Annotated in this window: 12 protein-coding genes; 10 read left to right on the top strand and 2 right to left on the bottom strand. The window is 70.0% G+C overall.

Annotated features, from left to right (window positions below; genetic code table 11):
• The first annotated feature begins 44 nt into the window (after positions 1-44).
• A complete protein-coding gene (locus ACAM42_RS09315) occupies positions 45-929 on the top strand; it encodes a LysR substrate-binding domain-containing protein (protein ID WP_369631816.1) in 885 nt (294 codons plus the stop codon).
• 54 nt (positions 930-983) lie between these two features.
• On the opposite strand, the gene ACAM42_RS09310 is transcribed toward ACAM42_RS09315, so the two are convergent.
• Positions 984-1,190: a YbdD/YjiX family protein gene (locus tag ACAM42_RS09310; RefSeq protein WP_062472123.1), complete on the bottom strand. Its 207-nt coding sequence runs from the start codon at positions 1,188-1,190 to the stop codon at positions 984-986.
• 17 nt (positions 1,191-1,207) lie between these two features.
• Entirely contained in the window at positions 1,208-3,280 is a 2,073-nt protein-coding gene (locus ACAM42_RS09305; RefSeq protein WP_095744137.1) for a carbon starvation CstA family protein, read from the bottom strand.
• A 230-nt stretch (positions 3,281-3,510) separates the two neighbouring features.
• Here ACAM42_RS09305 and ACAM42_RS09300 point away from each other — a divergent pair, with 230 nt between their 5' ends.
• The 9 genes from ACAM42_RS09300 (at position 3,511) to ACAM42_RS09260 (ending at position 13,583) form a co-directional block, all read left to right on the top strand.
• Positions 3,511-3,915 carry a type IV pilin protein gene (locus ACAM42_RS09300; protein ID WP_369631815.1) on the top strand — a complete coding sequence of 135 codons (405 nt, stop codon included), beginning with the start codon at positions 3,511-3,513 and terminating at the stop codon, positions 3,913-3,915.
• Positions 3,909-4,463: a type IV pilus modification protein PilV gene (pilV, locus tag ACAM42_RS09295; protein ID WP_070061625.1), complete on the top strand. Its 555-nt coding sequence runs from the start codon at positions 3,909-3,911 to the stop codon at positions 4,461-4,463. The genes ACAM42_RS09300 and pilV overlap by 7 nt, the downstream gene beginning before the upstream one ends.
• On the top strand, positions 4,460-5,590 hold the full coding sequence (locus ACAM42_RS09290; RefSeq protein WP_369631814.1) for a PilW family protein: 1,131 nt from the start codon (positions 4,460-4,462) through the stop codon (positions 5,588-5,590). The genes pilV and ACAM42_RS09290 overlap by 4 nt, the downstream gene beginning before the upstream one ends.
• On the top strand, positions 5,587-6,204 hold the full coding sequence (locus ACAM42_RS09285; RefSeq protein WP_062472137.1) for a PilX N-terminal domain-containing pilus assembly protein: 618 nt from the start codon (positions 5,587-5,589) through the stop codon (positions 6,202-6,204). Before ACAM42_RS09290 ends, ACAM42_RS09285 begins: the two co-directional genes overlap by 4 nt.
• Positions 6,205-6,230: 26 nt before the next feature.
• Positions 6,231-9,308: a pilus assembly protein gene (locus ACAM42_RS09280; RefSeq protein WP_062472140.1), complete on the top strand. Its 3,078-nt coding sequence runs from the start codon at positions 6,231-6,233 to the stop codon at positions 9,306-9,308.
• A 4-nt stretch (positions 9,309-9,312) separates the two neighbouring features.
• Positions 9,313-9,849 (top strand): GspH/FimT family pseudopilin, encoded by a 537-nt coding sequence (locus ACAM42_RS09275; RefSeq protein ID WP_223301370.1) that lies wholly within the window; start codon positions 9,313-9,315, stop codon positions 9,847-9,849.
• A gap of 119 nt (positions 9,850-9,968) precedes the next feature.
• A complete protein-coding gene (locus tag ACAM42_RS09270) occupies positions 9,969-10,817 on the top strand; it encodes a DUF6502 family protein (protein WP_369631813.1) in 849 nt (282 codons plus the stop codon).
• Positions 10,814-12,187, top strand: a complete 1,374-nt coding sequence (locus tag ACAM42_RS09265) for a DUF5666 domain-containing protein (RefSeq protein WP_369631812.1) — start codon at positions 10,814-10,816, stop codon at positions 12,185-12,187. The genes ACAM42_RS09270 and ACAM42_RS09265 overlap by 4 nt, the downstream gene beginning before the upstream one ends.
• A 106-nt stretch (positions 12,188-12,293) precedes the next feature.
• Positions 12,294-13,583 (top strand): FAD-dependent oxidoreductase, encoded by a 1,290-nt coding sequence (locus tag ACAM42_RS09260; RefSeq protein WP_369631811.1) that lies wholly within the window; start codon positions 12,294-12,296, stop codon positions 13,581-13,583.
• The last annotated feature ends 2 nt before the right edge of the window (positions 13,584-13,585 follow it).

Raw genomic sequence — 13,585 nt, 5'->3', positions numbered from 1 at the left:
CATGAGTCAAAGACATAAACTTCACCGATGCATGAAGTTAAGTTATGACCCTGAACCTGCACCTGGTGCGCCTGTTCGTCGCCGTGGCCGAGGCGGGCAGCTTCTCGCGCGCGGCCGAGGGCCTGTGGATCAGCCAGCCGGCGGTGTCCAAGGGCATCCGCGAGCTGGAGCACCAGCTCGACCTGACGCTCATCGAGCGCGGCGCGGGCAAGGGCTTTCGGCTCACGGAGGCCGGCGCGTCGCTGCTCACGCATGCGCGCGGCATCTTCGCGATGGAGCGCGCGGCGCTGGACGACGTGCGTGCGCGTGTCGGCGTGCAGCGCGGCAGCCTCACGCTGGGCGCCAGCACCACGGTGGCGAGCTACTGGCTGCCGCCGCAGATCGCAGCCTTCTGCGCCGCCTTTCCGGCGGTGGTGCCGCGCGTCACGGTCGGCAACACGCAGTGGGTGTGCGAGCAGCTGCTCGAATGCCGCATCGACCTCGCGCTGGTCGAGGGCCGCGTGGACGAGGAGCGCGTCGAGGTGCGCGAATGGACCACCGACCCGCTCGCCATCGTCGCGCCGCCCGATGCCGCCCTGCCCCGGCGCGGCGTGACGGCCGCGCTGCTGGGCCGGCAGAACTGGATCCTGCGCGAGCCGGGCTCGGGCACGCGCCAGGCCACCGAGGCGCTGTGCGCGGCGCACGGCATCGACGCGCCGCCGTGGATGGAAATGGCGAGCAACGAAGCCATTGCGCGCACCGTGGCCAGCGGGGTCGGCATCTCGATGCTGCCGCGCGTGGTGGTGGCCGACATGCTCGCGCTGGGCACGCTGCGCGAGCTGAAGCTGCCGGGTGCGGTGCTGTCGCGGCCGCTGTACCGGCTGGCGCTGAAGAACCGGCCGCTCTCGCCGGCGGCGCTGCGGATGGCGCAGATCCTCGACGCCTCGTGACATGAAAAAAGGGCGCACCGTGTGCGCCCTTTTCTTGTTGCCAGCCGGCTGCCGCTAGCAGCAGCGCCCCTTGCCCGCGCCGTAGCGCGCCTCGAGCCGTTCGCGGAAGAATTCCTCGTAGCTCATCGGCGCCCGGTCCGGGTGGGTGGCCGCCATGTGCGTCAGGTAGACGTCGTAGTCGGGCAGCCCGACCATGAGCCGCAGCGACTGCTTGATCGAGCGGGCGATGTAGCGCCCGGCTTCCGGCATGGCGAGGCCCATGGCGTTCTTTCGCTCGGTCAGTGGGCGGCGGACGAGGCCGCGCCCATCGCCTCGAACGGCGTCTCCTGCGTGGTCGGCCGGTTGGCCGCGCGGGCCGCCAGGCAGGCCTTGATGCTGTAGACCAGCACGCTCAGCACCACGAAGATGAACAGCGCGCACAGCGCCGCGTCGAGCCGGTCGTTGAAGACGATGCGCGACATGGCTTCGGGCGTCTTGGCCGGCGCAATCAGCACGCCGTTGGCCAGGCCGTCTGCGTACTTGGCCGCGTGCGACAGGAAGCCGATCTTCGGATCGCTCGAGAAGATCTTCTGCCAGCCCGCCGTCAGCGTGCAGGCCAGCAGCCACACGGCCGGCGCCGCCGCCACCCAGGCGTAGCGCTCGCGCTTCATGCGGAACAGCACGACCACGCCCAGCATCAGCGCCACCGCGGCCAGCATCTGGTTGGAGATGCCGAACAGCGGCCACAGCGTGTTGATGCCGCCCAGCGGATCGACCACGCCCTGGTACAGGAAGTAGCCCCAGGCTGCCACGCACAGCGCGGTGGCGATCAGGTTGGCCGGCAGCGAGTCGGTGCGCTTGAGCGCGGGCACGAAGCTGCCCAGCAGGTCCTGCAGCATGAAGCGGCCGGCGCGCGTGCCGGCGTCCACCGCCGTGAGGATGAACAGCGCCTCGAACAGGATCGCGAAGTGGTACCAGAAGGCCATCATGGCCTGCCCGCCGATCACCTGGTGAAGGATGTGGGCCATGCCCACGGCCAGCGTCGGTGCGCCGCCGGTGCGCCCGAGGATGGTGGTCTCGCCCACGTCCTTGGCCGTCTGCAGCAGCATCTCGGGCGTGACCACGAAGCCCCAGCCGGAGATCGTTGCGGCGGCCTGTTGCACCGTGGTGCCGACCAGCGCGCCCGGGCTGTTCATCGCGAAGTAGATGCCCGGCTCGATGCACGAGGCCGCCACCAGCGCCATCACGGCGACGAAGGATTCGGCCAGCATGCCGCCGTAGCCGATGAAGCGCGCGTGGCGTTCGTTGTCCAGCATCTTGGGCGTGGTGCCCGAAGAGATCAGCGCGTGGAAGCCCGAGACGGCACCGCAGGCGATGGTGATGAACAGGAACGGGAACAGGCTGCCCGACCACACCGGGCCGTTGCCCTGCGCGAACTGCGTGATGGCAGGCATCTGCAGCGTGGGCATCACGACCACGATGCCGATGGCCAGCGCGATGATCGTGCCGATCTTCAGGAAGGTCGAGAGGTAGTCGCGCGGCGCCAGCAGCAGCCACACCGGCAGGCTGGCGGCCACGAAGCCGTAGCCCACGAGCATCCAGGTGAGCGCCTTGCCGTCGAAGGTGAAGGCCGGGCCCCACACCGGGTGCTGGCTGACCCACTGGCCGCCGAAGATGGCCGCCATGAGCAGCACGAAGCCGATCACCGACACCTCGCCGATGCGGCCCGGGCGGATGTAGCGCAGGTACACGCCCATGAACAGCGCCACCGGAATCGTCGCGGCCACCGTGAAGCTGCCCCAGGGCGATTCGGCCAGCGCCTTCACCACGATCAGGGCCAGCACCGCCAGGATGATGATCATGATCATGAAGGTGCCGAACAGCGCGATCATGCCGGGCACCACGCCCATCTCCTGCTTGACCAGGTCGCCCAGCGAGCGGCCGTCGCGGCGCGTGGAGATGAACAGGATGATGAAGTCCTGCACCGCCCCCGCGAACACCACGCCCGCCAGCACCCACAGGAGGCCGGGCAGGTAGCCCATCTGCGCGGCGAGCACCGGGCCCACCAGCGGGCCGGCGCCTGCGATGGCCGCGAAGTGGTGGCCGAACAGCACGTTCTTGTCGGTCGGCACGTAGTCCAGGCCGTCGTTGTGGCGGTGCGCGGGCGTCTTGCGGTTGGCGTCCAGCCCCAGCACCTTGTCGGCGATGAACAGGCTGTAGTAGCGGTAGGCGATCAGGTAGGTGCAGAGCGCGGCGGTCACGACCCACAGGGCGTTGATGCTCTCTCCCCGGCTCAGGGCGACGGTGCCCAGCGCAAAAGCGCCGAGCACGGCCACGGCCAGCCACACCAGATGGCGGCGAATGTTGGGCATGCGGATGTCTCCTCGATATGAACCGGGCGAGTGTTCCCCGCCCGCCGCCGGGCCGCATCCGTCGGACTGCGCGGGCCGGCCGGGTGGAATTGCCTAATGGATAACCCCTATCCACGCCCGGATCGCCTCCGCCGGACCGCCGCGGGAAGCGCCGCAAATCCGTTGCGCTCACATTAGATGTGATAAATTCACATTCACTAACAATGTGAAACATCTCTGACGAGTCCACGATGACCCAGCATTCGCAGGCGCGCACAAGCGGCGGCTTCACATTGATCGAGGTCATGATCACGGTGGCCATCGTGGCCATCCTGGCGTCGATCGCGCTGCCCAGCTACCAGCAGTACATCGTGCGATCGAAGCGCTCGGCGGCCCAGGCGCAGATGATGGACATCGCCAACCGGCAGCAGCAGTTCCTCATTGCCAACCGCGGCTACGCCGACAAGACGGCACTGACTGCCAGCGGCTACAGCCTGCCCGCCGAAGTCAGCAGCAACTACAGCTACGACGTCGCGCTGCAGGAATCCGGCCCGCCCACCTTCACGATCACCTTCACCGCGATCGGCAGCCAGGCGGGCGACGGCAACCTCGGGCTCACCAGCGAAGGCGTGAAGACGCCGCCCGAAAAATGGTGAGCCCCGCCCTGCGGCGCCAGCGCGGCGCCACGCTGATCGAGGTGCTGGTCACCCTGCTCGTGCTGGCCTTCGGCCTGTTCGGCCTCGTCGGCCTGCAGGCCCGGCTGCAGGCCTCCGAGATGGAGTCGTACCAGCGCTCGCAGGCGCTGATCCTGCTCAACGACATGGCCAACCGCATCGCCATCAACCGCCGCGTGGCGGCCAGCTACGCCACCAGCGCACCGCTGGGCGGCACCGATGCCTGCCCCACCGGCACCGGCACGCGCCAGCAGATCGACGCCAAGGAGTGGTGCAACGCGCTGCAGGGCGCGGCCGAGTTCTCGGGCAACGACAAGCTGGGCACCGTGATCGGCGGGCGCGGCTGCGTGGAAGACATGGGCAACAACGAGTACCTCGTGACGGTCGCCTGGCAGGGCCTGGGGCCGATCTCGGCGCCGCCGGCCGGCGTGGCCTGCGGCAAGGACCTCTACGACACCGGCACCAAGTGCATCAACGACCTGTGCCGCCGCACCGTGACCACGCTCGTGCGCATCGGATCTCTCTCATGAACCCGCGCCCCACCGCACGCCGCGCCCAGCGCGGGTTGACGCTGATCGAGCTGATGGTGGCCATCACCATCATGCTCATCGTGATGGCCGCGCTGCTCACGCTGTTCCTCAACGTGAGCGGCTCCCAGCGCGAGATGGAACGCGTCAACCGCCAGATCGAAACCGGGCGCCTGAGCATCTTCGTGCTCGAGAACGAGATCTCGCACGCGGGCTTCTGGGAAAACTACATGCCCGAGTTCGACGACCTCACGGTCAGCGCCGCGCCCACGCACGTGCCCACCGGCGCCGTGCCCGACCCCTGCCTGGCCTACTCGGCGGCGAACTGGACCGAGGACTACAAGCGCCAGCTGCTCGACCTGCCCGTGCAGGTCTACAGCAGCGTGCCGGCCACCTGCACCGACTTGCTGACGCGCCACAAGACCGGCACCGACATCCTCGTGGTGCGCCATGCCGAAACCTGCCTGCCCGGCACGACGCATTGCGACGCCGACGTGGCCGGCGCGATGTACTTCCAGTCGTCGCTGTGCGGCACGCAAAAGCCCTCGTCGTTCGACCTCTCGACCGGCGCCTTCGACCAGATGTTCCTCAAGGACTGCACCACCCCTTCGCCCAAGCGCAAGCTGGTGGCCGACATCTACTACGTGCGCGACTACGCCGAGGCCGTGGGCGACGGCATTCCCACGCTGGCACGCTCGCGCTTCGACCTGGTGGGCGGGACGCTCGTGCAGCAACCGCCCACGGCGCTGATCGAAGGCGTCGAGGGCTTTCGCGTCGAGCTCGGCCTGGACACGCTGAGCAAGACCGGCGCCGCCGTCAACTACACCCAGGCCATCGCCTGGGCCGATCCGGCGAACAAGTCCACCCCGTCCAACCGCGGCGACGGCAGCCCCGACGGCGCCTTCGTGCACTGCGGCGCGACCTGCACTGCCGACCAGCTGGTCAACGCGGTGGCCGTGAAGCTGTATGTGCTCGCGCGCGCCACCACCATCTCGCCGGGCCACACCGACACGCGCAGGTACCAGATGGGCGCTGCGACGCTCGCGCCGTTCAACGACCACTACAAGCGGCACGCGTTCGCGACCACCGTGCGCCTGACCAACGTCACCGGCCGGAGGGAAACGCCATGAAGCCACGCGTGCACGCCGGCCGCTCCACCCAGACCCAGCGCGGCGCCGCGCTGATCATCGGGATGATCATGCTGCTGCTGATCACGCTCGTGGTCACCGCCGCCTTCAACCTCAGCGGCGCCAACCTCAAGGCCGTGGGCAACCTGCAGACCCGCAACGAAGCCGTGGCCGCCGCCAACCGCGCGATCGAGGAGGTCGCGGCCAGCCTGCTGGTGCCCGGCAGCGACGGCACCCCGTCGCTCGCGCCGCCGCAGGGCACCGTGAGCATGGTCGACATCAACAACGACGGCGTGGACGACTACAAGGTCACCATTGCCCCGCCCGTGTGCGTGCGCGCCACCAAGGCCGTCGACAGCAGCGGCGGCGGCAGCACGGGCCCGGGCGGCATCACGGGCGGCGCGTCCAGCAGCGGCTCCGGGCTTGCGGCCCTGCCCGACCAGTACAACGCCGTGTGGGACATCAGTACCACCGTGACCGACACCACCCCCGGCGCCACCGGCACCTCGACCTCCGTGCGCCAGGGCGTGCGGGCGCTGCTCAACAAGGCGCAGTTCGAAGCGCTGTGCGCGCCGCCACCTGCCGCACCAGCCGAACCTGCGCCTGTCCCCCCTTGAACCACGACGATGAACGGGCCCCCGCCATGACAAGAAAACTACTCACCACGCTGTGGGCCGCCGTGCTGCTCGCGTTGCCGATGCAGGCTGCGCAGGCGGAGGACATCGATCTCTTCGTGGGCTACAACCCCGCCGTCACCCAGGCCCCGAACGTGCTGTTCGTGCTGGACAACACGGCCAACTGGAACCAGCCCTTCACCGCCGAGCTCAACGCGCTCGCCAGCGCCTTCGAAAGCCTGCAGGCCGACAAGTTCAAGGTCGGCCTGATGATGTTCACCGAGACCGGCCAGGGCAATTCGAACAGCGACGGCGGCTACGTGCGCGCCGCGGTGCGCACGCTCGACAGCGGCACCAAGCTCAAGTACGGCGCCATGATCCGCAGCCTGGACAAGGTGGCCGACAAGTCCAACGGCGGCAAGGCCGGCAAGACCATGGCGGAGGTCTACCGCTACCTGGCCAGCGCCGCGCCCATCGCCGGCAACGGCAAGGTCAAGACCGACTACACCGGCAACGTGAGCGGCACCGCGGCATCGAAGGCCATCTACGCGCTCACGCGCAACGCCCTGGCCAGCGTCAACGCCAGCACCTATGTCGGCCCGAGCACCGAGAACTGCATCGGCACCTTCGTCATCTACATCAGCAACGGCGCAGCGCAGGACAACAACAACGACAACCAGCTCTCCAACGAAGCCCTGCGCGCCGCCGGCGGCAGCACCGCCCAGATCACGCTCAGCCCCAGCGGCTCGCAGGACAACACGGCCGACGAATGGGCGCGCTTCCTGCAGACCAGCATGGGCGTCAAGGTCTACACCATCGAGGCCGCCAAGGCCACCCAGGGCCAGGGCCCGGGCTGGAGCGCGCTGCTGCAGAGCATGGCCAAGCAGAGCAACGGCGAGTACTACGACCTCTCGAGCAAGCCCGAACTCGGCGCCGCGCTCGGCGAGGCGCTGGACGACATCTTCAGCAAGATCCAGTCGGTCAACAGCGTGTTCTCCTCGGTGAGCCTGCCCGTGAGCGTGAACACCCAGGGCACCTACCTGAACCAGGTGTTCGTGGGCATGTTCCGCCCCGACGAGAACGCCTTTCCGCGCTGGAACGGCAACCTCAAGCAATACAAGCTCGGGCTGGACAGCAGCAGCCAGCTGATCCTGCAGGACGCGGACGACAAGAACGCGGTGAACAACCAGACCGGCTTCATCGCGCCCTGCGCGCGCAGTTTCTGGACACCCGCCGCCAGCGACAGCGACGCCTACTGGAGCTTCCGGCCGTCCGGCGACTGCCTCAAGAAGGAAGCCGCGGACAGCCCCGACGGCAACGTGGTGGAAAAAGGCGCGCAGGGCTACATGCTGCGCGGCGTCGTGCCGGCCGTGCGCAACATGAAGACCTGCGCGGCGGGCAGCTGCACCGCGCTCACCGCCTTCGACGACGCCAACACGGCCATTACCACGACCGCGCTCGGCATCGCCGCGGACGCGACCGCGGACCGCACCAAGCTCATCAACTGGGCGCGAGGCCTGGACAACAAGGGCGACGAACGGCCCAACGCCCAGGGCAACCCGGTGCCCTCGAGCGCCATGCGTCCCTCGGTGCACGGCGACGTGGTGCACTCGCGCCCGGTGGCCATCAACTACGGCACCGACGCCTCGCCCCAGGTGGTGGTGTTCTACGGCGGCAACGACGGTGTGCTGCGCGCCATCAACGGCAACCGCAACACGGCCATCGGCGGGGCCGCCGCAGGCTCCGAGCTGTGGTCGTTCATGCCGCCCGAGTTCTACGGCAGCCTCAAGCGGCTGTACGACAACACCACGCGCATCAACTTCCCCGGCCTGCCCGTCAGCCTGGGCACAGTGGCGCCCAAGCCCTACGGCATGGACGGCGCGGTCGCGGCCTACCGTCAGGGCAGCACCGCCTGGCTCTACGCCAGCATGCGCCGCGGCGGCCGGCTGGTCTACGCCTTCGACGTCTCGTCGCCCGCCGCACCCACGCTGAAGTGGCGCAAGGGCTGCCCCAACCAGAACGACGACACCGGCTGCGACACCGGCTTCGAAGGCATCGGCCAGACCTGGTCGGCGCCGAAGGTGCTGCGCGCCACCGGCTACGGCAGCGGCAGCAGCCCGCTGCTGGTCTTCGGCGGCGGCTACGACAAGTGCGAAGACGTCGACACCAACAGCGCCGCCCAGGCCTGCGGCACCGGCGTGAAGGGCAACCGGATCTACGTGCTCGACGCCAACACCGGCGCGCAGCTCAAGGTGTTCACCACCGCCCGCCCCGTGGTCGGCGAAGTGACGGTGGTCACCGACACCCTGGGCGTCGCCACCATCGCCTACGCAGCCGACCTGGGCGGCAACGTCTACCGCATCGCCATCGGCAGCGCGGCCCCGTCCGCCTGGGCCATGACCCAGATCGCCTCGCTCGGCTGCGACACGGTGACCACCTGCACGCCCAACCGCAAGTTCATGTTCGGCCCCGACGTGGTCGCGGACAACGGCGCCTACGTCGTGCTGCTGGGCTCGGGCGACCGCGAGAAGCCGCTGCGCCACTACAACGTCGCGCTCGGCGTGGCCAACCGCTTCTACATGCTGGTCGACAAGCCCACCGACGCCACCTGGCTGACCAGCGAGGCCGACCGCTGCGGCACCGGCAACGAGGTGCTGTGCCATACCTCGCTGCAGGCCATCACCGACGCGAGCACGCCGAGTTCGTCCGACCTCGCCACCAAGAAGGGCTGGTACCTCGGGCTCGCAGCGGGCGAGCAGGTCGTGACCGGTTCGGTGACCGCCTACGGCGTCACCACCTTCAACACCCACACGCCCACCAACCCCAACACGCAGTCGTGCCGGGCCGACCTGGGCACCGCGCGGGTCTACAACGTGTCGTACGTCAACGCGGCCGCCCAGGGCACCAACGGGCGCTTCCAGAACGTGGTGGGCGGCGGCCTCGCGCCCACGCCGGTCGTGGGCCGCGTGCAGCTGGACGGCGATGGCGGCATGCGCGACGTGGTCATCGGCGCCAACCCCGACTCCTTCCTCAGCCCCAAGGGCACCGCGCCCAAGGCCGCCTTCAAGCAGCCCAAGGGCCGGGTCTACTGGTTCATCCAGAAGTAACGCCGTGCACCCGCGCATGCGCAACCACCACCCCAGGCAGGCCCGCACCCGGCCGCGCGGCTTCACGCTCATCGAGCTGATGGTCACGCTGGCCGTGCTGGTGGTGCTGATCGCCATTGCCGTGCCCTCGTTCGACGGCATCCGGCTGTCCACCCGCCTGAGCAGCTACAGCACCGCGCTGGTCGCCGGCAGCCAGCTGGCGCGCAGCGAGGCCATCAAGCGCAACGCGCCCGTCACCCTGTGCGCCTCGGCCAACGGCACCAGCTGCAGCACCAACGGGCAGTGGGAAGCCGGCTGGATCGTGCGCAGCGACACGCAGGTGCTGCGCGTCGAGCCCGCGGCCGCCAGCGGCTACCGGCTGCGCGAGGCCGATGGCGCCAGCGCCATCGTGTTCCAGGCCACCGGCCTGGGCGCCGGCCGGAGCAGCATCACCATCTGCCGCGCCACCCCGAGCGCCGACCAGTCGCGCGCCGTGAGCATCAGCGCCACGGGGCGCACCACCGTCACCCGGTCCAGCGGCGGCACCTGCGCCGCGACCTGACCCGGGCCGGCCGAGGGGGTCCGCCGGACGAACGACAATAGGGCCCTGTGGCAAGCCCGGGCGCCGGTCCCGCCTCTCTTGCCTTGACGACCTTCACCAGGAACAACGCTCCCGCATTCATGGAACACCGGCTGGACTGGGCCCTTGCCGCCTGCGCTCGCATCCTCAGGCCCGTGGTCCGGCTGGCGCTGGGCATGGGCGTCAAGCACCCGCACCTCGAAGCCCTGCTGCGCGACCTGCTCATCGAGGAAGCCCAGCGCACCTGGCGCGCCCAGGGCGTGACCAAGCCCAACCTCAGCCAGATTTCGGTCACCACCGGGCTGAACCGCAAGGTCGTCACCGCCAAGGTCCGCGCCACCGTCGACCCGCTGCCCCACACCGAGCTGTCAGCGGCTGCCAAGACTTTTACGTTGTGGTTACAGATGACCACCGACGACGACACCCTGCGCCGCCTGCCCGTCGTCACCGAGGGTGACGGGCCCTCGTTCGAGCGCGTGGCCCGCCTGGCCAGCCGGGGCAACGTGCACCACCGCACCATCCTCGACGAGCTGGTGCGCCTGCAGATGGTGGCCGAAAGCGACGGCAGCGCCGAACTCACGGCCGATGGCTTCGTGCCGGTGGAAGACCTGCAGTCGATGCTCGCCTTCCTGGGCGACAACGGCCGCGACCACCTGCTGGCCGCCGTCTCCAACACCCTGGGCGAGACGCCCCGCATGCTCGAGCGCGCCGTGTACGCGCGCGGGCTCACGCTGGCCGACTGCACGGCCATCGAACGCCTCGTGCGCGAACGCTGGGCCGGCCTGCACCACGAGCTGGCCCGCGAGATGACCGAAGCCGTCGACCGCGTGCCCCCCGAGGCCAAGGCTACCGCGAAGGCACGCATCCGCGTCGGCATCTACACGTATTACGAAGACGAAGAAGGCGCGCCCGCCCCCGGCACGCCCCAGCACAACGAGTCCCCCCGATGAACACGCCTCCCCTCTCCTTGCGACTCGTGCGCGGCCTGCTGATGGCCGGCGCCATGGCCCTGCTTCTCTCCTGCGGAGGCGGCGCCGGGGGTGGCGGCGGCACACTGGGCTTCGGCACCACCGGCACCACGGCCACCGGCAACGGCAATGGCGGTGGGGGCGGCGACGGCGGCTCGGGTGACGCCGGCTCCGGCAGCGGCACGGGCAACGGCAGCACCGGAAGCACCGGCGCCGGCGGCGACAGCACCGCCAGCAACACCAACGGCGACGGCTCGGGCGTGGGCTCCGGCGGCACCGGCGTGACCGCCGACGCCGCTGGCATCGGCGCGGCCGACGGCCTGGGCAGCGTGATCCTCAACGGCCTGCGCTACAACACCGACAGCGCCACCTTCAGCCTCGAGGACACCACCGAGCTGCAGATCGGCATGAGCGCGCGCATCGCCGGCAAGGTCGACGCCAACTTCACCAGCGGCATCGCCGCCACCGTCGTCTCGGCCGCCGAGCTGCGCGGCGCCGTGTCGGCCATCGACCTGAAGGACGGCAGCTTCATCGTCATGGGCGCCCGCGTGACCACCGACAACGCCACCGTCTGGGCCGACGCCGACGGCACCACCGACCTCGTCGACGGCGCCGTGGTGCAGGTGTGGGGCCTGCCCGCCGCACCGGGCACCCTGCGCGCCACGCGCGTCCAGCTGGCGCCCGCCACCACCGCCCCGCTGGTGACCGGCACCGTGCAGAACCTCGACCGCGGCGGCCAGCAGTTCACGCTCGGCCTGCTGACCGTCGACTTCGCCAGCGCCGCCTTCGGCCCCGGCATCGACGCCGCCAGCCTGGCCAACGGCGCCATCGTCCGCGTGCGCGGCACGGCGGCACCGGCCGCCGGCCGCTTCACCGCCACCCAGGTGCAGGGCTGGTACGCTATTCCCTCGGCCGACGGCATCGCGCTGCAGCTGGCCGGCGTGGTCACCGACTTCGCCGCGCTGGGCGACTTCCGCGTGCTGGGCAACAAGATCGACGCGCGCAACGCCCAGATCACCGGCGGGCCGAGCGGCTCCATCGGCAACGGCGTGAAGGTCGAGGTCGACGGTTTCCTCTCGGGCCAGGTGCTCGTGGTCAAGAAACTGCGCATCCGCCACGTGCCCGGCACCGGCGGGCCCGTGTCGTTCACCGTGATCGGCCCCATCGCCAACTACATGTCGGCCGCCGACTTCATCGTGCGCGGCCAGCGCGTGAATGCCAGCGGCTCCGGTACCATCTTCGAAAACGGCACCGCCGCGGACCTGGGCAACGCCAAGCGCGTGACCGTCGTCGGCGACCGCGTGGTCGACGGCGTGCTCATCGCCCAAAGCGTGAGCTTCATGCAGCCCTGAGGTCCGGGCCCCGGCGGTCCGGCCGCGCAGTGCGTGCACCGAGGGTGCGCGCACCGTGCACCCCACAGGCCACGCCACCCATGGCGCGACCGGATCGATCGGAGCCATGGACACCCACACCACCTCTGCGCCCGCTCCCACGTCGCCCCGCTGCTGCATTGCCGGCGGCGGCCCGGCCGGCATGGTGCTGGGCCTGCTGCTTGCGCGCGCGGGCGTGCCCGTCGTCGTGCTCGAGAAACACCTCGACTTCCTGCGCGACTTCCGGGGCGACACCGTGCACCCCTCGACCCTCGAAGTGCTGCACGAACTCGGCCTGCTCGACGCCTTCCTGCAGCGCCCGCACAACCGCATCGAAGAGCTGCGCGGCACCTACGAAGGCCGCGGCGTGACCATTGCCGACTTCAGGCGGCTACCCACGCACGCCCGCTTCCTGGTGCTCATGCCGCAGTGGGAGTTTCTGGATTTCATGTGCGACGAGGCGCGGCGCTACCCCGGCTTCGAGCTGTGGACCGACGCCGAGGCCATCGGCCTGCTGCAGGACAAGGGCCGCGTCAACGGCGTGAAAGTGCGCATCGGCGCCCGCAGCCCCGACAGCGGCGGCCCGAGAGACATCGAGTTGCACGCCTCCCTCATCGTGGCCGCCGACGGTCGCCACTCCACCTTGCGCGATGCGGCGGCGCTGCCGCACATCAGCTACGGCGCGCCCATCGACGTGCTGTGGATGCGCATTCCCAAGCTCCCCGGCGACCCCGAGGCCACCGGCGGCCACATCGCGGCGGGCCACCTCCTGGTGACGCTCAACCGCGGCGACTACTGGCAGTGCGCCTTCGTCATCCGCAAGGGCGGCAGCGCCGAACTGCAGTCGCGCGGCATTGCCGCCTTCCATGCCGAGATCGCGCGCATCGCGCCCTTCTTTGCCACGCGCCTGCCCGAGGCCCTGCCCGACTGGGAGGCCGTGAAGCTGCTCGAAGTGACCGTCGACCGGCTCGAATCGTGGTCGTGCCCCGGCCTGCTGTGCATCGGCGACGCCGCGCACGCCATGTCGCCCGTGGGCGGCGTCGGCATCAACCTTGCCGTGCAGGACGCCGTGGCCGCCGCCAACCTGCTGGCCGCGTCGCTGGCCGGCAGCGCCACCGACAAGCAGATCGACAACCTGCTGCCCCAGCTGCAGCGCCGCCGCGAATGGCCCGTGCGCGTTACCCAGGCCGCGCAGCGCCTCGTGCAAGACCGCGTGCTGATGCCCGTGCTCAGCCGCAAGGCAGCTGCATCGACCGCGCCCCGCCCCATGCCCTGGCCCCTGCGCCTGCTGGGGCGCTGGCCGTGGCTGCGCACCCTGCCGGCGCGCGCCGTGGGCATCGGCGTGCGGGCCGAGCACGTGCAATCGCCGCGCGCGTAACG

Source organism: Variovorax sp. V35 (assembly GCF_041154465.1).
GTDB lineage: Bacteria > Pseudomonadota > Gammaproteobacteria > Burkholderiales > Burkholderiaceae_C > Variovorax > Variovorax boronicumulans.
This window is presented reverse-complemented; position numbering and strand designations above follow the sequence as displayed.